Here is an 18,957-nt window from a genome sequence, read left to right as displayed (position 1 = left end):
TTGGTTGGTGGGTGCCGCACCACGCTGGCGATGCGGCACCCGGTTCATGCGGGGAGGAGGAGGCTCAGAACTCCGCTTCCCACGACGCTTGCGCCTTCTTGAGGGCGTCGGGGATCGTCTGCTGTCCGTCGAATGCGGACTGCAGCTGCTCGCCGAGCTGACGCATGAGCTCCTCGGCCACGGGAAGACCGGTGAACTCGTTCGCCGGGTATCCCGCCTGGTAGATGTCGAACGCCGTCTTGAACAGTTCGTCGTCGTTCACGAAGTCCGGCACCGACTTCGAGTTCCCCGGGAAGGCCTTCGCCATCGTCGAGAGCTCGGAGTTCGTCTTCTCGCTCATCAGGAACGACACCAGCTTGAAGGCCGCTTCCTTGTGCTCGGAGTTCTCGGCGACGCCGATGCCCCATGAGGCGTAGGGGATGCCGCGTTCGCCGTCGTAGCCGTCCTCGGCGGGGATCGCCGAGATCGAGAACTTCAGGTCGGGGTTCGTCTCACGGATCAGGTTGATGTGCGCGAGCGAGTCGATCATCATGCCGGCACGGCCGTTGGTGAACTCCTCGACCTTGTCCTGCTCCTTCATCGTGAACGAACCGGAGGCGATGACGCCGTCGTCCCACAGACCGCCGATGTACTCCACCGCGGAGGTGACGTCGTCGTTGGTGAGGTCGGGCTGGCCATCCTTGAGCATCGATCCGCCGGAGGCCCAGACCCACGACATGACGTCGTTCTGCACCCCGTTCGGCGCCTCGAGCGACAGCGGGAGCACCCAGCCGGAGACGTCGCCGCCGAGGGCGGTGACCTTCGCCGCGGCATCCGCGAACTCGCTGCGGGTGGCCGGAGGTGCATCGACGCCCGCCTGAGCGAGCAGGTCGTCATTCGTGAACATCGGGTACACGAAGTTGACGACCGGGATCATGTATGTGCTGCCGTCGACCTGGATCTGGCTGGCCAGCTCGCTGTCGTCGTAGTCGTACTCCTTCATGAGCGCGCTGAGGTCGGCGATCGTCCCCTGCGACGCGAAGTCGTTCACCCAGGCGCCGTCGAGGCCGACGACATCGGGCATGGTGCCGGACGCTGCGCCGGCGAAGAGCTGTTCCTTGGTCGATGCGTACGGACCGCTGACCAGTTTGACGGTGATGCCCGGGTTGGCATCCTCGAATTCGTCGATGAGCGCACGGAACTCGCCGTCCGGCAGCTCGGGCTCCCACCACTGTGCGAACTCGATGGTGACGTCTCCGCCATCGGATCCATCGGTTCCGCTGCCGCCTGCCGAGCACCCCGCCACTGCCAGGACCGTCACGGCTGCTGTTGCTGCGCCGGCGAGCTTCAGAATGCGTCGCCCTCGCCCCACTGTGATCATCACTTCTCCTCTTCGAGATCGTGCCGCATCACGCGCTTCAATGCTTGTTCATGCGGTTTTGAGCCATGTTATGCCGACATCTGCGGAAACGTCAAGGGGTTCTCCTGCTGTCATGCGTCGCCATAGGCCCGTAAACACGCGGATTTCATGTGGTCGTGGCCGAACCGTGACCAAGTTGCGGTTTTCTGCGCATGTATGCCGCGTTTGTCCCGATGATGTGCTAAATATGTCTGCATGGATGCTCCAGGACCGGCACAACGACGTCGCCTCCCTGCGGGAAGGAAGGCAGATCTCGCCACCTACGTCGAACAGACGGGACAGGTGACGGTCAGCGACCTCGCCGAGCACTTCGGGGTCTCGATCGACACGATCCGCAGGGACCTCGACCAGCTCGATCGCGAAGGGGTGCTCGTGCGCACGCACGGCGGCGCGGTCAGCGCGGCGAGCGGCCCCCTCAAAGACCGCGGCCTCGACGTGCGCATGCGCGTGCAGACCGAGGAGAAGGAGAGGATCGCCCGCATCGCGGCTGGTCTCGTGGAGGACGGCTCCGTCATCATGATGAACGCCGGCACCACGACTCTCGCCGTGACCCGCGCTCTGCGCAACCACCAGGACCTGACGATCGCGACCAACAACCTCCGCATCCCGGCGGAGATCGCCCCCTCGGCATTCCGCGACCTCTACGTGTTCGGTGGCGCGGTGCGCTCGATCACCCAGGCCACGACGGGACCCGTGACGTTCACCATGACGCCCGGGGGCCCCGAGGTCGACATCCGCTGCGACCTCGCGCTGATCGCAGTCGGCGCGGTCGACGAGGCCGGGTACTCGGCGTCGAACCTCGGCGATGCCGCCATGATGTCGGAGATGATGCAGCGCGCCGAGCGCACCGCGATCCTCGCCGACTCCTCGAAGCTCGGGCGGCGCTTCTTCGCCCAGATCGCGCACCTCGACCGCGCGGACTACCTCATCACCGACGCTCCCCCGCCTCCGCGCATCGCCGCGGCGCTCGCGCAGGCGGACGTGCAGGTGCTCACGCCGTAGCGGGGTCTGCCGAATCTCGGAGATCCGCCGCATCCAGGACCGGATGCTCGGATCCGGTCCGAGATCTCGCCGATCTCCGCACTCTCGAGACCATCGGACACGGCAGAGGCCGCCGGGGTCATCCCCCCGGCGGCCTCTTGTGGTGTCCGACTACGGCATCAGAACCATCGGGTCAGCAGATCCCAGAGCCAGTCGAGGATCGCACCGATGATGCCGCCGGCGCGGTTCACGGTGACCGTGGCGGTCGCCGCGTCGCCATCGGCCTGAGCCGCCGAGACGGTGTACTTGCCAGAGGGAGCGCTCTTCGGCACGGTCACCGACGTCGAGAACTTCCCGTCTGCACCCACCTGCACGGTGCCGACCTCGACCGGCTTGCCCTTCTTGGCCTGCAGCTCGATCGTCACGGTCTCTCCCGGCACGTAGCCCTCGCCGGTGATCTGCAGCTTCTTGCCCGCGGTCACCTTGGTGGAGCCGAGCGCGATCGTGCCTGCGAACGCTTCTTCGCCGGCGATCGTGAACGGCACCTGCACCGTGGTCCCGGTACCGGCGACCGCGACGGTGAGCTGCTGCTCGCCGAAGACGCCCGAGGGCACCGTGAACGTCAGGCTCGCACGCCCACCTTCATCCGTGGTGTCGACCACGGCAGGGTCGACCGTTCCGGTGGCGAGCTGCGTGTCGCCCAGCGAGAGCGTCACGGCTCCCGGAGCCGGCTCCCCTGCGCTGAACGCCAGCGAGGAGAGGGCGACCGTCACCTGGTCACCGGCGCTGTAGCCGTCGGCATCCGCCGGGCTGACCGTCACACCGACCGCGCGCTGGGCGTAGTCGGGAGCAGCGGTCTTGTTCGCGTCGAACCAGTCGACCATCGACTGCAGGTCGATCTTCCCGGTGTCGCGCTTGCCCGTGCCCTCCTTGAAGGTGAAGAAGTTGTCTCCACCGGCGGCGAGGAAGGAGTTGGCGGCGACCGTGTAGTTCGCCGCCGGATCGATCGCCGTGCCGTTCAGAGTGATCGAGGTGACGCGCGAGCCCTGCGCTGCCGTGGGGTCGTAGGTGTACACCAGACCTTTCGAGACGCCGAGCTTGAGGAACGGACGCGCGGAGCCCGCCGGCTGCCACTGCTCCTCCAGCACACTCTTCAGCTGCGCACCCGTGAGCGTCAGCGTCACCAGCGTGTTGGCGAACGGCTGCACCGTGGCGGCCTCGCGGTAGGTCACGTTGCCGTCGGGGTCGGATGCTCCGGTCGAGGCGTACGTGAGGTTGGCGCGGATGCCGCCGGGGTTCATCAGGGCGATGTCCGCCCCGGTGGACCACTGCTGCACGTCCGCCACGAAGTTGCCGATCGTGGATTCGCCACCCCGGTTCTCCGTCTTGCCGTCACTCTGACGTGCGCGATTGAAGTCGGCCGAGATGTCGCCGACCTTGATCGCGCCGAGCACGTCGGCCTCGGCCTTCGCCTTCGCGACGATGTCCGCGACCTCCGGCACTGCGGGATACAGCGGCTTGCCCGCGGAGGTGAGGGGCTTGATCTCGTTGGTGATCGAGATCAGATCCTTCGTCTTCGGGTCGACCTGGAGGTTCATCAGACCCAGGTTCTCGCCGTACTGGCCCGCCGAGACGACCGGGCGGCCGTCGATGACGTGGTTGTACGCGAGGTGTGTGTGCGCCGACACGATCGCGTCGACGTCCTGGTCGACGCCGTAGACGATCTCACCCAGCGGAGAGTCCTCCGTGATGCTCGACAGCTCCACGCTCGACGCCCCCTCGTGCACGAGCAGGATGATGACATCCGCCTCGCCGTTGGACTCGTCGCCGTCGCGCAGGTCATCGGCCACCGCGTTCACGGAGTCGACGATGCTGCGCACCTCGAGGTCGGCGATGCCTTCCGGGGACACCAGCGAGTCGAGGTCCTCCGTCACGGCCCCGATGAAGCCGACCTTCACGCCGTCGAGCTCCTTGACCCAGGCAGGCGCGAGCGCAGGCTCCCCGGTCTCGGTGAGGAACACGTTCGAGGAGATGTACTCCCAGTCCGCGCGATCCTGCACGCGGTCGCGCAGGTCCTCCCAGCCCTGGTCGAACTCGTGGTTGCCCGCGGCGCTCACATCGAGCCCGGCCGCGTTCAGCGCGTCGATCGTGGGGTTGTCGTCGTTGATGAACGAGGTGAACGTCGAGGCGCCGATCAGGTCGCCGGCTCCGGCGAAGATCGTGTTCGGGTTCTCCTCACGGAACTGCTTGACTGCTCCAGCCACGACGGCTGCTCCCGCAGCGGCGCCATCCGCCTCGATCCGACCGTGGAAGTCGTTGATCGTGACGACGTCGATGCTCACCGGCGGGATCTCCGAGGAGACGCCGACGATGATCGGGTCGTGGTCGCTGGAGCGGAACGGCGTACCGGCCTCCGCGGCGCCGAACGCGTAGCCGCGGTCGCTCCACTCGGGCGAGTTGATGGTCCACACGCCAGCTCCGGTGATCGACGACGCCAGCGAGGGCGAGGCGATCACGTGGTCGAGCGATCCGAGCTCACCGTCGAACGAGTAGGTGTACTGGCCGTCGGTCTTGTCGGCGACGAGGTCGCTCCAGCCGTTCGAGGTGAAGACGTCGATGGGGTCTTCCTCGCTGTACGCGTTGAAGTCACCGATGAGCAGGGTGTCGCTGGAACCCGAGGTCTCTTCCAGCTCCTCGGTGAACGCGAGGATGGCCTCGGCCTGCGCGACGCGGTCGGCGTTGAAGAAGCCCTGTCCGTCGGCCGGCTCGGCGCCGGCACCGGTGGGCGGCGACTTGGACTTCAGGTGGTTCGCGACCACGTTCACGACGCGACCGTCGATGTCGAACGCCTGTGCGATCGGCTCGCGGGCGTTGCCCCAGACCGTCTCATCCGTGACCGTCGCGCTCTCGCCGACCGGCGAGACCGCGTCCTTCTTGTAGATGATCGCGTTGGTGATGTAGTCGGTCGTCGCCGCGTCGTTCAGCGCATCCGGAGTGGGCACGTAGGCCCAGACCTCGCTGCCGGCCGCGTCGTTCAGCCCGTCGACCAGGTCCGCGAGTGCGGTGTCGATGGGCTTTCCGAGCTTGACCGAGTTCTCGATCTCCATGAGCGAGACGATCTCGGCGTCGAGTCCGTTGATCGCCGCGACGATCTTCGACTTCTGGATCGCGAACTGCGCTGCGTTCGCCGCACCACGAGCGTTCGAGTTCTCGGACTTCAGGGTCGTGAAGTAGTTGTAGACGTTGAACGACGCGACCTGCGCGTCGCCGCCGACCTCCGGCGCGGACTCGGTGCGCGGGTTGCTCGCCTCGAATCCGGCCTTCAGATCTGCCGAGGCCGAGTCGTCGATCGGGACGATCGGCTGCAGCCGCCAGTCGTCGAAGCCCCACTGCAGGATGTAGCCGCTGTCGCTGAAGTCGACGACGTCGCCGTTACGGACCACCGCGTCCTTCGTGAAGTACGGCTGCTCGCCGGTGTGGGCGTTGTTGTTGATCTGCACGGACCACCCGTCATCGAGGAAGATGCGGTTCGCGCGGTTGGCCGCAGCGATGGCCGCCGCATCGTCGCCGGGGCGCGTGGTCTCTGTGCTCTTGACGTTCAGGTCGTCACCGGCGTTCAGCCAGAGCGTTCCGAAGTTGTAGAGCTGGTGACTCGACGCGAGCCGGTAGGTGCCGGTGGGAGCGACGAGCATGTTCTCGTACTGCTCACGGTCGGCGCCGACCACGGTGTCGGGCAGCGGGGTCGCCTCGGGAACGCCCACGCCTGCGGTCACCACCGAGATGCCGCTGAGCGCGGAGGGGGCGATCTGGGTCTGACCGAAGTACTCGCTCACGGTGCCGGTGACGGAGACGAGATCGCCGATCTCCAGCGCCGGAGCGAGTGCGTTCAGGAAGACGAAGATGCCGTCGGAGGCACCGGGAGTAGCATCGGTGGCACCACCGGAGCCCTGCGTCTGGATCGAGATGCCCTTGTAGCCGCCGGTGCGGTAGTCGCCGGTGACGACGCCCTGCACGGTGACGGTCTTGCCGTCGAACGGCGAGACGTCGGTCGTCCCCTGCACCTCGGCGATCGTCGCCGTCGCCGGCTCGGTACCGGGATCGGTGCCGGGGTCGGTACCGGGGTCGGTGCCGCCGGAGTTCTGCGGAGTGATCGTGGCCGACAGCGAGAAGTCCGCCTTGTTGTCATCGGTGTCGGCGCCGTTCGTGCGGTTCAGCGACTTGACGTCGGCGTTCCCGGCCGGAGCGGTGGCCGCAGCGCCCTCGAAGGTGTTCGAGGTGCCGTAGCCGAGCAGGTCGATGACGCCGTCGGCGCCGGCCGCCGAACCCGGCGTGAGAGCGACCGCCGTCGTGCCCTCGACCAGCGCGAGCGTTCCGTTCGTACCACTGGGTGTGAGGGTGGTGACCGCATCCGGCGTGGGCAGAGCAGCCCCGTTCGTGCCGTTGCTGTTGCCCTGCACCAGGTAATAGCCGCCGGCGGGGACGACACCCGTAAGAGGCGCGACGCCGTTGAAGTTACCCGTGCCGGTGGCCGATCGGTACTGCAACGACATGCCGTCGAGCGTGATCGGGGCGCTCGTCGGGTTGTACAGTTCGACGAACTTGTTCGTGAACGCGGCGCCGGCGCTCCCGCCGGACAGGTAGGCCTCGTTGATCACGAGGCCGGAGCCCGAGGGATCGGCGAAGGCGGGGACGGCGGTCAGCGAGCCGAAGCTCAGCGCGGCGACGCAGGTCACGGCGAGAGCGCCGATGCGCCCCCTGTGCGTGCGATGCAGGACGGGAACCGTGCGGTTCTCATCGAGTGGGGCGGACATCATCGGTGCTGTCTCCTCGATCGGTTGTGTGACTTCTCTGGGGAATCCGTCACGACTCTGGGGAATCTGTCACGACACGCAAGGAACTCTCCCAGCGTGCGCACATGTTGCGAGCATACGGAGGGGATCCGACATCCTCAATGGTGTTTGCCGATTGGTCACCGAGTGCTCACCGAGGTGGTGCGCGCGCAGAGCGTGAGAAATCCGCCGCAGATCAGCGCGGAAATCCGTCAGGCGGACGCGGCCTGGGCGTCCTCGAACTCCTCGACCTCGCGCTCCCAGGCGTCCTTGGCCAGGCGATACCAGAGGTAGAACGCGAAGCCGGCGAAGATCGCCCACTCGACCGCGTAGAAGACGTTCAACCAGTTGACCGGCGACAGCTCTTCGGGGGCGGGAGAGTCGATGTCGTCGAGACCCGCGAGCGCGGTCGTCGACGCCAGATACGGCCGGTAGACGTCGAGCTGATCGATGTCATGCCAGCGACTGAGCAGCGCCGCCGTCGACATCCGGTCCATCCGCTCCGGCTCCGCCTGCGGGGGGACCCCCGGCCCCTCATCGGAGATGATACGGCCGCTGATCTTCACCTCCGCGTCGTCCGCCTCTTCGTTCAGCGTTGCGGCTGCCGCATCGGCGGCGGCGCGATCGGCCGTCCACCCGATGGCGACGGCGATCGACGTGCGCTCCGCGACGCGCAGCTGACCGGTGACCCAGTAGCCCTCGACGCCGTCGTTGAACCGGTGCGAGACCACGAGGAAGTCATCGGCGACCCACGAGCCTGCCGTCTCCACCCGCTGACCGACCAGCGGCTCGGGCAGGTACTCCCCCGGCCCGAGCACGTCCGTAAGCGGCTGGACCTGCTCCGTCACGCCGGCGGGCGGCGGATCGGTCTCGATCGCCCGTTCGAGCTGCCACTGTCCGAGCCACGCGAAGACGCCTGCCACCACGAGGCACAGCAACAGCATCCCGATCCAGCGTCTGCGCAGCATGACCTCACGCAGCGTGGGCGGGAACAGCGAAGGGGATGTCACGGCGTCTGGTGCGGCCTTCAGGCCTCGTACGGAGCCAGCACGACCTCGACCCGCTGGAACTCCTTGAGGTCCGAGTAGCCGGTGGTCGCCATGGACTTGCGCAGCGCGCCGATCAGGTTCGCCGTGCCGTCCGCGACGGGCGCGGGGCCGTACAGGATCTCTTCGAGCGTGCCGATGCCGCCGACATGCACGCGGTGTCCACGGGGCAGCTTGGGGTGATGCGCCTCGGGTCCCCAGTGGAATCCGCGACCGGGAGCATCGGTGGCGCGGGCCAGCGCGACGCCGAGCATGACGGCGTCCGCGCCCATGGCGAGCGCCTTGACGATGTCGCCGGACGTGCCGACGCCGCCGTCGGCGATCACGTGCACGTAACGTCCGCCGGACTCGTCGAGGTAGTCACGACGCGCCGCCGCGACGTCGGAGACCGCCGTGGCCATCGGGGCGTGGATGCCGAGGGTCGCGCGCGTCGTGGACGCCGCTCCCCCACCGAAGCCGACGAGCACCCCGGCCGCTCCCGTACGCATCAGGTGCAGAGCGGCGGTGTAGGTCGCCGCGCCTCCCACGATGACGGGCACGTCGAGGTCGTAGATGAACTTCTTCAGGTTGAGGGGCTCGGCCACGCTGGACACGTGCTCGGCCGACACCGTGGTGCCGCGGATGACGAACAGGTCGACCCCGGCAGCCGCGACGGTGTCGTAGTACTCCTGCGTGCGCTGCGGCGTCAGAGAGCCGGCGACCGTGACACCGGCGTCGCGGATCTCGGCGAGACGGCGTGTGATGAGCTCGGGCTTGATCGGCTCCGCATACAGCTCCTGCATGCGCACGGTCGCCTGCGCGTCGTCGAGCCCCGCGATCTGCGCGAGCAGCGGCTCCGGGCTCTCGTAGCGCGTCCACAGCCCCTCGAGATCGAGGACCCCCAACCCGCCGAGCTGCCCGAGCATGATCGCCGTCTGCGGACTCACGACGGAGTCCATCGGGGCTCCCAGCACGGGGATCTCGAAGCCGAAGGCGTCGATCGTCCATGCGGTCGACACGTCCTCCGGGTTGCGCGTGCGCCTCGATGGCACCACCGCGATGTCGTCGAACGTGTACGCGCGACGCGCGCGCTTTCCTCGGCCGAGCTCGATCTCCATGGTCACCCGTCCAGCCTACCCGGGAGCCGAGCCGTGCGATGGCTGGGAGACTGGATCCGACATCGGGAGGCAGGCATGACGACGGATGCGGTGGACGTCGCGGTGGTCGGCGGCGGCGTGATGGGGTTGGCGACGGCCTGGGAGCTGACGCGGCGCGGGCGCCGGCCCGTGGTGCTGGAGCGTTTCGCCCGCGGCCACCACGAGGGTGCGTCGCACGGCGCGACCCGCAACTTCAACAACGCCTACTCCCAGGACCACTACCTCGACCTGCTGGTGCGCGCACGGGCCGGATGGGAGGCGCTCGGCGATGTCGACGGGGCACCGCTGCTGCGGCTGCACGGTCTCGTGACACACGGGGATGTCGACGTCGCAGCCGTGCGCGACGCTCTCTCCGCCCGCGGCATCCCGGCCGAGCTGATCTCCGCTGCCGAGGCCACCCGTCGCTGGCCCGGGATGCGCTTCGACGACGACGTGCTCTGGTCATCCGACGCCGGGGTGGTGCGGGCGGCGGATGCCCTGCGCGAGTTGGAGCGGCGGATCCTCGCCGCCGGAGGCGAGGTGCGCTGGAGCACTCCCGTGGCGCACGTCGGCGAGACACCGGACGGCGGAGTGGTGGAGCTCGCGGACGGCAGCGGCCTGCACGCCGACACGGTGGTCGTGACCGCCGGCGCCTGGACGCAGAAGCTCCTGTCGCGGATCGACCTGCCCACGCTCACGGTGACCGAGGAGACGCCGGCGCACTTCGCGCCGCGCACCGATGCGGCGTGGCCGTCGTTCAACCACTACACCGATCCGTCCGCTTACCCGGCGACCGTGTACGGCATGCCGACGCCCGGCGAGGGTGTCAAGGTCGGCTTCCACCTGGCCGGCGACGAGGTCGACCCCGATGCGCGTCCGCACATCCCGACGCAGCAGGCGGCCCTCGCCGACTACGTGCGGGAGTGGATGCCGGGGCTCGACCCCGACAGCGCAGTGCCGATCAGCTGCACCTACACCTCGACCGCCGACGGGACGTTCGTGCTCGATCGCCGCGGACACGTCGTGGTCGGCGCCGGGTTCTCGGGACACGGCTTCAAGTTCGCCACCGGCATCGGGGCCGTGCTGGCCGACCTCGCACTCGACCCGTCCGCCCGCGCCGCCTCGCCGTTCCGCCTCGCTCTCTGAGGTGAGGGGTCAGGACACGCCGCGTCGCACGATCGTCGCGCGGCGCGTCGTGACCCCTCACGCCGCAGAGAGCGAGAGCGTCAGCGTGCCCGCGCCACCCGGCGCTCGTCCCACACCGGCTCGCCGGACTCGTAGACCGCTCCATCGGAGCCGAACACCAGGAACCGATCGAAGGAGCGCGCGAACCAGCGGTCGTGCGTGACGGCGAGCACAGTGCCCTCGAAGCGCTCGAGCGCCTGCTCCAACGCCTCGGCCGACTCGATGTCGAGGTTGTCGGTCGGCTCGTCGAGCAGCAGCAGCGTCGCACCGGACAGCTCGAGCAGCAGCACCTGGAACCGCGCCTGCTGTCCACCCGACAACGACTCGAAGGTCTGCTGCGCCTGGCGCACGAGACCGTACCGGTCGAGGGCCGAGCTGGCGGCGTCACGCGGCATCCCCGCACGACGGTCGTCGCCGCGGTGCAGGATCTCCAGCAGCGTGCGACCGACGAACTCCGGGTGCGTATGCGTCTGGGCGAACAGCCCCGGCACCACGCGCGCGCCCAGTACCGCCCGCCCGGAGTGCGCGACCTCGCTCAATTGTTCTCCCGTCGATGTCACGTGACCGAGCGACGGGTCGGGGTCAGTGCCGCCGCGGGCGAGCAGCCGCAGGAAGTGCGACTTGCCCGAGCCGTTCGAGCCGAGCACCGCCACGCGATCTCCGTACCAGACCTCGGCATCGAACGGCTTCATGAGGCCGCTGAGCTCCAGCTGATGCGCCACCACCGCACGCTTGCCCGTGCGCGCTCCGCGCAGGCGCATGTCGAAGTCCTGCGCCGGTGGACGCTCCTCCGGCGGGCCCGCCTCCTCGAACTTGCGAAGTCTGGTCTGGGCCGCCTGGTAGCGCGAGGCGAAGCCGTCGTTCGCCGAAGCCTTGACCTTGAGATTCGCCACCAGGATCCGCAGCTTCTCGTGCTGCTCGTCCCAGCGCCGACGCAGTTCATCGAGCCGGTCCATCCGGTCGCTGCGCGCCTGGTGGTATGTGCCGAAGCCGCCACCGTGCACCCAGGCGGTGGCCCCCGCGCCGCCGGGTTCGAGTGTGATCAGCCGATCCGCCGCACGGGCCAGCAGCTCGCGATCGTGCGAGACCAGGAGCACGGTCTTGGCGGTCTGCCGCAACTGCTCCTCGAGCCAGCGCTTCGCCGGCACGTCGAGGTAGTTGTCGGGCTCGTCGAGCAGCAGCACCTGATCCGGGCCGCGCAGCAGAGCCTCGAGTGCCAGCCGCTTCTGCTCTCCGCCCGAGAGCGTGGTCAGCTCACGGTAGCGGGCGCGCTCGAACGGCACACCCAGGGCCGCCACCGTGCACTGATCCCACACGGTCTCGTGCTCGTAGCCGCCGGCATCTGCATACTCGGCGATGGCCGAGGCGTAGGCCATCTGCGTGTCATGCTCGTCACGCTCGATCAGGGCGTTCTCCGCCGCCTCGAGAGCCCGAGCCGCCGCACGGATGCGCCGAGGCGCGACGCGGACGAGGAGCTCGTGCACGGTCTGCCCCGGCTCCCCGTGGCCGACGAACTGATCCATGACGCCGAGTCCGCCGTCGATCGTCACGACGCCGTCATCGGCGGCCTGATCCCCGCGGATGATCCGCAGCAGCGTGGTCTTGCCCGCACCGTTCGGTCCGATCAGCGCGCTGGTCGATCCCTGCCCGACCCGGAAGGTCGCGTCGTCGAGAAGCGGTCTGCCGTCCGGCAGCGTGAGTGAAATACCTGAGACATCGATGTAGCCCACCGTGCGAGGCCGTCCTTCCGCCCGCAACTGTCGAGCCGACCAGGCTATCAGCTCGCTGACGACATGGCGGGCGAGGGTCGAGACGCCGCCAACCGGCCGCTGCTCACTCGGGGATGCTGAGCGTGGTCAGCACCTCGGTGCGTGGCACCAACGGGAGAGTGAATCGGAACTCGGTCCCGACGCCCTCCTCGCTCTCGACATCCATCACTCCTCCGTGGGCGATCACGATCGCTCGGGTGATGGTGAGACCCAACCCGACTCCGGGCACGGCGTTCTGCGTGGCGGTCGATGCGCGGAAGAAGCGGGTGAACAGCATTCCCTGCTCGCCCTCGGGGATGCCGACGCCGGTGTCGCGCACCGAGATCTGCACGCCGCCGTCCACCAGGATCAGGCGCGCCGTCACGCTGCCGCCCGCCGAGGTGAATTTGATCGCATTGGAGAGCAGGTTGTCGATCGCCTGACCGATCCGCCCTGGATCGACGAGTGCCCGCACTGGCGTATCCGGCACGTCGGCCGTGAGCGTGATCCCCTCGCGCTGGGCGTGCGGCCCCGCCGAGAGCACGGCCGAGCGCACGAGCTCCGCGAGGTCGGCATCGGTGCGGTCGAGCGGGAACCGGCCCGACTCGACCTGGGCGCTGAACAGCAGATCGCCGACGAGATTGAGCAGGCGCTGCGCGTTGCGCTCGATGATGCCGACGAATTCCTGCTGATCGTCGGTGAGAGGCTGACCCGGGTCGTTCTGCAGCAGGTCGAGGAAGCCGATGATCGCGCTCAGCGGCGTGCGCAGCTCGTGGGAGATCATCCCGACGAACTCGTCCTTCATGCGCGCGACCTCGACGGCTCGGCTCTCGTCGGTCACGACGAACAGGTAGCCCTGCTGTGCCCCGTCGGCGTCCTTGTGCGGCGTGATAGTCACACGAGCGGGAACCGTGGTCCCGCCCGACGTGGTCACCGAGAAGTCGCCATCGACGATCTGCTCCTCGTCGACACGGGCGAACAGCGCCTGAACACCCTGCGCGAGTTCGGGGATCTGCGGGGGATCCCCTTCGCCGGGGCAGTCCTGCGCCAGCATGGTGAGGACGGAATCCGGGAAGAAGCGATCGACGCGCACATCCTGCATCGCCTCGGCGTAGGTGATGCCGAGGAGGCGCTCCGCGCCGGGGTTCCAGGCCGTGATGCGTCCTGCGTCATCGGTTCCGATGACGGCCTGCGCGGTGATCGAGGCCCACAGCCCCTCATAGGAGTCGACCAGGACCTGGTTCTGCAGCTCCTTCTCGCGCAGTTGCACGAGCATCGCGACGTTGTCGGTCAATGCCGCCGTGCGCTCGGCCACCAGTCGCTCCGCCTGCTCGACGCGCACCCGTTGCTGGCGGGACAGCTCGTTCACGACCGCGGCCATCGCCGAGAAGACCAGCGGTCCGATCACACCGCGCAGCCACTCGACGGAGGTGCTCGGCGGACTGGCGAAGTACGGCATGAGGAGGGCGAGGGAGGTGAGCCCTCCGACGACGAATACGTAGCGGATGCCGGGTGCTGCCGCGATCCACACCACCGGCAGCAGCACGAGCGATCCGAAGATCGACGAGGCGCCGCCCGTGCCGGCGCGGAAAAGTCCGAGTCCGAGGATGTCGATCATCGGGATGATCAGCACCACCCAGCCCTCGTACACGCGCAGGCCGCTGAGGACGGCGGCGTGCACGGTGGCGAGCAGCACGATGGCGATGCCGGCGAGAGCGGCAAGCCCCTGTTCGAAGGCGAGATCGGGGTTGAGCCACGCCACCAGAGCGGCGACGATGATCGCGATCGTCGTCGGCGCCTGCTTCAGCAGCGGACTCGGGTTGTCGAACAGCCGGTACCAGCGGTTCTCGGCGCGGTTCAGAGGCGTCGCGGCGTTCACCGCGGCACCCGCTGCAGGATCTCGTGCATGTGCGCTCCGATGATCGGTTTGGGCAGCGCCGCATCCGCCGGCGGATAGTCCGCGGCGTCGAGGACGGAACTGATCACGAGGAAGCACGCGGGGAAGCGATCACGCACCAGCGCTGCACACTCCTGGCCGGATATGCCCGGCAGGAGGAGATCGAGCACGGCGACGACAGGGACGATGTCGTCGAACGCGGCGATCGCCGCCTCTGCATCGGCAGCGGCGAAGACATCGAAGCCCTCACGATCGAGGTAGCGGCGCAGCAGCGCGGTCTGATCTGCGCTGTCCTCGACGACCAGGGCGAGAGGTCGCCCGTTCACCGGAGGAACAGCTCTCGCACGATCACGACCACCACGACGATCGCCAGGGCGAGCAGAGCCTGCGGAATAAGGCGGAGCTCGCGTCGCCGGTCCTCCTCGATCTCCTCAGCTTCCGAGTTCTGCGGGGGTGTCTCGGTCATGAGTCGACCCTTCCGACCTTCTCGGTCTTGATCCACGCGGCGTCGGCGTGACGCCACTCCTTGATGTACGAGTCCACGGTGATGGCGCACAGCAGTGAGCCGTACCCGCAGATGTAGAGCAGCAGTCCGGCGAAGAAGCGGCCGCCGGGGAAGCGCTCGACGGCACGTGCGAGCCAGATCCCGAGCATCGAGATCGGTCCCCAGAGGTAGAAGATCACCGCCCAGGTGAAGCGGGTCTGATCGGTCAGCGCCATGCCGAGCTCCGACAGCACCCGCTCGAACAGCCACGGGAACAGCGCGATCGCCATGAGGATCAGCGCGCCGAGTCCGGGGAACATCAGCGCCTCCCGCCAGGACTGCCGGCCGATCCGTGGATCGAGCTGCACCGAGTACAGCATCGAGAAGAGGTAGATGCAGGCCGCTGAGATCCACATGAAGCGGAAGACGAAATCGGCGATCTCGCTGTGCAGGATGAGCAGCGTGAGCATCGCAGCCGCCGCCAGGATCATGAACGCCGGCAGCAGCAGGATCGTGAACCACGCGAGCCCGAACGGGATGCTCCCCAGGTTGTGCTCACGACTGGGCCGGAACCATAGCTTGCGGTAGATCGAGGTGAGCTGCACGTTGCCGCGCGCCCAGCGCAGACGTTGCTTCCACAGGCTGTCGACTGTGCGCGGCTCCTCCGCGTAGACGACGGCATGCGGCTCGAAGACCATCCGGCGGCCCTTGATCTGGCTCTCGAAGGTCGTCATCGTGTCTTCCGCGAGCGTTCCGGTGGGGATCCGCCCGCCGATCGCCTCGAGGTTGGCGCGCGAATGCAGTTGCGCCCCTCCGGCAAGGCACGCGATCGCACCCCCGACGTTCTGGGTGCGGCGGGCGGAGAGCTGCCCGATGACGTACTCGATCGCGATGAAGCGGGTGAGGTAGTTGCGGTCCCTGCTGCCTTCGGCGATGTAGGCGGTGACGGCGCCGACCTTCTCGTCGGCGAGATGTCTGGTCAGCTTGCGTAGGGAGTCCCTGGCGAAGATGACGTCGGCGTCCATGATGAGCACGGCCTCGGTCCAGTCATCCGCGAGCACGATGTCGAGTCCGTGGTTCAGGGTGTGCGCCTTGCCCTCCCCGCCGACCTCGCGCCGCAGGTGCACGACGCGGCCAGGGTAGGCAGCCGCCTTGGTGTTGACGATGTCCGGAGTGTCATCCGTCGAGGCATCGTCGACGACGAAGACGCGCAGACGGTCGGCCGGGTACTCCAACTGGAGCAGCCGTTCGATCGCGGGACCGATGACCAGCCCCTCGTTCCATGCCGGGATGACCACCGCGACGCGCGGATGGTACGGGGCAGCCTTCGCATAGTGGTTGCGGAAGGCGTGCAGCGGCAGCGACAGGAACTGCAGACCCGTGTTGATCACGGGCAGAGTGCCCACCAGCACGCAGATCAGCAGGAGGATCACGAAGACCGTCTCGAGCCAGGTGAGTTCCGCCATCAGGAACCGTCTTCCTCGGCCAACAGCGCGGTGACACGCTCATAGCGTCCGACGTCCGAGGCGATATGGCTGTCTGTGGAGGCCACGATCTCGACCCCGGCGGCGCGCAGCGCCGCGAGTGTCGGCGCCTCGGGGCATCCCCACTTCTCGTTGACCTCGACCAGCGTTCCGGTCTCGGCCGCGGCGCGCGCCCATGCCTCCACCCGCTCGACCCCGAGGTCGCTCTCGGCGAGCCCGATCTTGGGGAGCAGCGAGAAGCAGTGCGCGAGCTGGTTGCCCGGATGCCGACGCATGGAAGAGATGAGCGCCGAGACGAGCTGGTCGAGCACATCGGCCGCCGCCCACCCGTCCGCGATACGCTCGCGCACGGCGGAGGGGCCGAGCGGGCCGTCGACGCCGGGGAACTGATGATCGGCGATCAGGATGCGATCGATCCCCGGAGGCAGGGTGGGGATGTCGAGGTCACCGGCGACGCTGAGGATCTTGGCCTCCACGCCCGTGAGCACGGTGAGCCCCTCCGGGACCTCGAGGGCGCGCACGGCCGCGAGGTACTCGGGCACCCAGGTCGTGCTCTGACGCACGTGGTCCACCAGCCGGATCGTGGTCAGCCCGATCTCGGCGGCCGCCACGACATTCTCGGCGAGCGTGGAGACCGCATCGTCGGAGAACGTGGAGTGCACGTGGTGGTCACCACGCAGCGCCTCGTGGCTCACGATTCCTCCTGATGCCCGGCATGCGCCGACACCAGCACGTCCTCCACCTCGACGATGATGTCCTCGAGGAAGCGCACCGAGGCGACCTCGCGGAACGGCACGCGCGCGGGCAGCTCGCGGCCGAGGAACAGGTCGACCACGAGCGACGGGATGTCGACGCCCGCCGCGATGGTCAACGGCAGCGCGCCGGGGAAGCGCGGGTTGATCTCCAGCAGCACCGCACGGCCCGACCGATCGCGTCGCAGTTGCACGTTGGCGACGCCGACGAGGCCGATCGCCTGCGCGAGAGCCGCGGCCGTGTCTTCGAGCTCGGGGTCGCGCACGGTGCACCCGGCGATCGCGACGCCCGAGTCCACCCGGGCCCTGGTGCGCGGGACTGCCGCGACGACGTTGCCCTGCGCGTCGGCGATCACGTCGACCGAGTACTCCTCACCAGGCAGGAAGTCCTGCACGATGAGGCCCTCGTCCGCCGGCAGCGCCTCGAGTGCGGCGCGATCCGGTACCAGGCGCACGCCACGACTCCCCGCGCCCTGACGCGGCTTCGCGAAGACCGGGAACTCCCAGTCGATGCGCTCCGCCTCCGGGCCGGCGAGGACGGTCCGCGGCGCGAACCCCGTCGGCGCGCACCGTTCGGCGAGAGCGAGCTTGTCGAGCGCGGTGTTCAGCGTCTCAGCCGACGGCGCCGCCAGCACCGCAGGAGCCAGCTCCTCACGGCGTGCGGCGACGGCCACGAGCTCGACGTCGACGGTGGAGATCACGAGATCGAGGGCGTCCTCCGCGACGAACCGTGCGAGTGCGGGCACGAAGTCCTCATCGCGCCCAGGGGGCAGCAGGCGCCGCTGCTCTGACGGCACGAGGTACAGCCCGCTCGCCCAGCCGTCCATGTCGGCGGCGAACACCGTCAGATCGGAGCGGCGCAGCAGAGACCTGATCACAGCGACTCCGGCCGGTCCTCCGGCTCCGGTCACCAGCACTCGTGTGGTCATCAGCTCTCCCGTCGTGAGAGTTCGTGTGCTCCGACGAACTCGGCTGTCTCGCGGACCACCTCGAGCGGCTCGACCGCGACCCCTCCGCCGAAGCGGGACCAATAGCGCGCGGTGGCGCTGACGAAGTCGGGGTCGAGGTAGTCGCGGCTCGCAGTCTGCGACTGGAAGCACTCCAGCAGTCGCAGCTTCTGCGGAAGGTACTGGTCGATCCGCACGAACCGCGTCGGCCGGAAGTCGATCGTCGACGATGGGCTCTGGTAGCACGCGACGGTACCCACGCGACGGGTCGCGACGATCGTGGCCTCGCTCACCGCCCGGTGGTCCTGATGACGATCGTTCTGCGAGTGGGTATAGACGATCGTCGGCTGGATCTCGCGCACGACCTCCTCGATCAGGCGGACGGTCGCGCCACCGCCGGAGATCTCGGTGTCGACCAGATCCTTGAGGAAGAGTCGTGCTCCGAGGATCTCCGCAGAGGCGAGGGACTCGTTCTGTCTGCTGTCCGCGTCACCCCCACGCGCGCCGCGTGAGAGAGTGAGGATCGTGAGGTCGTCTCCGGCCTGCGCATGCGCGGCAAGGAGACCACCGACACCGATCTCGACGTCGTCGGGGTGCGCGCCGATCGCGAGCACCACATCCTTCGGCCGACTCGCCTCTCTTCGGCGCCGGCCCTCTTCGATCAGGCGTCCGACGGTCTCCACGAGGCGCACGTTGTCGAGCGGCTTGGTGAGGAACTCGTCGGCCTGGGCGCGCAGCGCGGACACCGCATAGTCGACGGAGACGTGCGCGGTCATCACCACGACGGGGACGGTCGGGATCAGGCGTCGCAGCTCGGCGAGCAGATCGAGCCCGTTCAGACCGGGCATCTCGATGTCGGTGATGACGAGGTCAGGACGCACGGCGCCGACGCGTTCGATCGCGGCTCGCCCGTCGGCGGCGAGGTCGACGACGCAGCCGGCGCGCCTCTCCAGCACGGTCTTCACGAGCAGGGCGACGTCCGGGTCGTCATCGACGACGAGAACTCGTGGTGCTTCCTCGAGCATGTATGCGGCTCTCCTTGGGGAGGTTCCCGGCCGGAGATGAAGCCGACGCGAGCTCTCGATGCCCT

Annotated in this window: 14 protein-coding genes; 2 read left to right on the top strand and 12 right to left on the bottom strand. The window is 68.3% G+C overall.

Annotated elements, in window-relative coordinates; all coding sequences use genetic code 11:
* Positions 1–64: 64 nt before the first annotated feature.
* The gene (locus tag KZC51_RS07415; RefSeq protein ID WP_247630607.1) at positions 65–1,360 is read right to left on the bottom strand and encodes an ABC transporter substrate-binding protein; all 1,296 of its coding nucleotides are present in this window, start codon (positions 1,358–1,360) and stop codon (positions 65–67) included.
* Positions 1,361–1,594: 234 nt separating this feature from the next.
* Between KZC51_RS07415 and KZC51_RS07410 the strand changes: the two genes are divergently transcribed.
* Complete coding sequence (locus tag KZC51_RS07410) at positions 1,595–2,401, top strand: DeoR/GlpR family DNA-binding transcription regulator (protein ID WP_247629355.1); 807 nt, start codon at positions 1,595–1,597, stop codon at positions 2,399–2,401.
* 158 nt (positions 2,402–2,559) lie between these two features.
* Here KZC51_RS07410 and KZC51_RS07405 read toward each other — a convergent pair whose 3' ends face one another.
* From KZC51_RS07405 to KZC51_RS07395, 3 genes are all read right to left on the bottom strand, one after another.
* Positions 2,560–7,194 carry an ExeM/NucH family extracellular endonuclease gene (locus KZC51_RS07405; protein WP_247629354.1) on the bottom strand — a complete coding sequence of 1,545 codons (4,635 nt, stop codon included), beginning with the start codon at positions 7,192–7,194 and terminating at the stop codon, positions 2,560–2,562.
* Positions 7,195–7,421: 227 nt separating this feature from the next.
* Positions 7,422–8,177 (bottom strand): SURF1 family protein, encoded by a 756-nt coding sequence (locus tag KZC51_RS07400; protein ID WP_247630606.1) that lies wholly within the window; start codon positions 8,175–8,177, stop codon positions 7,422–7,424.
* A 59-nt stretch (positions 8,178–8,236) separates the two neighbouring features.
* The gene (locus KZC51_RS07395; RefSeq protein ID WP_247630605.1) at positions 8,237–9,352 is read right to left on the bottom strand and encodes a GuaB3 family IMP dehydrogenase-related protein; all 1,116 of its coding nucleotides are present in this window, start codon (positions 9,350–9,352) and stop codon (positions 8,237–8,239) included.
* Positions 9,353–9,427: 75 nt separating this feature from the next.
* Here KZC51_RS07395 and KZC51_RS07390 point away from each other — a divergent pair, with 75 nt between their 5' ends.
* Positions 9,428–10,516 (top strand): FAD-dependent oxidoreductase, encoded by a 1,089-nt coding sequence (locus tag KZC51_RS07390; RefSeq protein ID WP_247629353.1) that lies wholly within the window; start codon positions 9,428–9,430, stop codon positions 10,514–10,516.
* Positions 10,517–10,596: 80 nt separating this feature from the next.
* Here KZC51_RS07390 and KZC51_RS07385 read toward each other — a convergent pair whose 3' ends face one another.
* From KZC51_RS07385 to KZC51_RS07350, 8 genes are all read right to left on the bottom strand, one after another.
* Positions 10,597–12,285, bottom strand: a complete 1,689-nt coding sequence (locus tag KZC51_RS07385; RefSeq protein ID WP_247629352.1) for an ABC-F family ATP-binding cassette domain-containing protein — start codon at positions 12,283–12,285, stop codon at positions 10,597–10,599.
* A gap of 103 nt (positions 12,286–12,388) precedes the next feature.
* Entirely contained in the window at positions 12,389–14,182 is a 1,794-nt protein-coding gene (locus tag KZC51_RS07380) for a PAS domain-containing sensor histidine kinase (protein ID WP_247629351.1), read from the bottom strand.
* Positions 14,179–14,526 carry a response regulator gene (locus KZC51_RS07375; RefSeq protein WP_247629350.1) on the bottom strand — a complete coding sequence of 116 codons (348 nt, stop codon included), beginning with the start codon at positions 14,524–14,526 and terminating at the stop codon, positions 14,179–14,181. The genes KZC51_RS07380 and KZC51_RS07375 overlap by 4 nt, the downstream gene beginning before the upstream one ends.
* Positions 14,523–14,666, bottom strand: coding sequence for a hypothetical protein (locus tag KZC51_RS07370; RefSeq protein ID WP_247629349.1), 144 nt, complete (start codon positions 14,664–14,666; stop codon positions 14,523–14,525). Before KZC51_RS07370 ends, KZC51_RS07375 begins: the two co-directional genes overlap by 4 nt.
* Entirely contained in the window at positions 14,663–16,150 is a 1,488-nt protein-coding gene (locus KZC51_RS07365; RefSeq protein ID WP_247629348.1) for a glycosyltransferase family 2 protein, read from the bottom strand. Before KZC51_RS07365 ends, KZC51_RS07370 begins: the two co-directional genes overlap by 4 nt.
* Complete coding sequence (locus KZC51_RS07360; protein WP_247629347.1) at positions 16,150–16,863, bottom strand: PHP domain-containing protein; 714 nt, start codon at positions 16,861–16,863, stop codon at positions 16,150–16,152. The genes KZC51_RS07365 and KZC51_RS07360 overlap by 1 nt, the downstream gene beginning before the upstream one ends.
* Complete coding sequence (locus tag KZC51_RS07355; RefSeq protein ID WP_247629346.1) at positions 16,860–17,849, bottom strand: ATP-grasp domain-containing protein; 990 nt, start codon at positions 17,847–17,849, stop codon at positions 16,860–16,862. The genes KZC51_RS07360 and KZC51_RS07355 overlap by 4 nt, the downstream gene beginning before the upstream one ends.
* A complete protein-coding gene (locus KZC51_RS07350) occupies positions 17,849–18,892 on the bottom strand; it encodes a response regulator (RefSeq protein ID WP_247629345.1) in 1,044 nt (347 codons plus the stop codon). Before KZC51_RS07350 ends, KZC51_RS07355 begins: the two co-directional genes overlap by 1 nt.
* Between the last annotated feature and the right edge of the window lie 65 nt (positions 18,893–18,957).

The organism is Microbacterium croceum (assembly GCF_023091245.1).
GTDB lineage: Bacteria > Actinomycetota > Actinomycetes > Actinomycetales > Microbacteriaceae > Microbacterium > Microbacterium croceum.
This window is presented reverse-complemented; position numbering and strand designations above follow the sequence as displayed.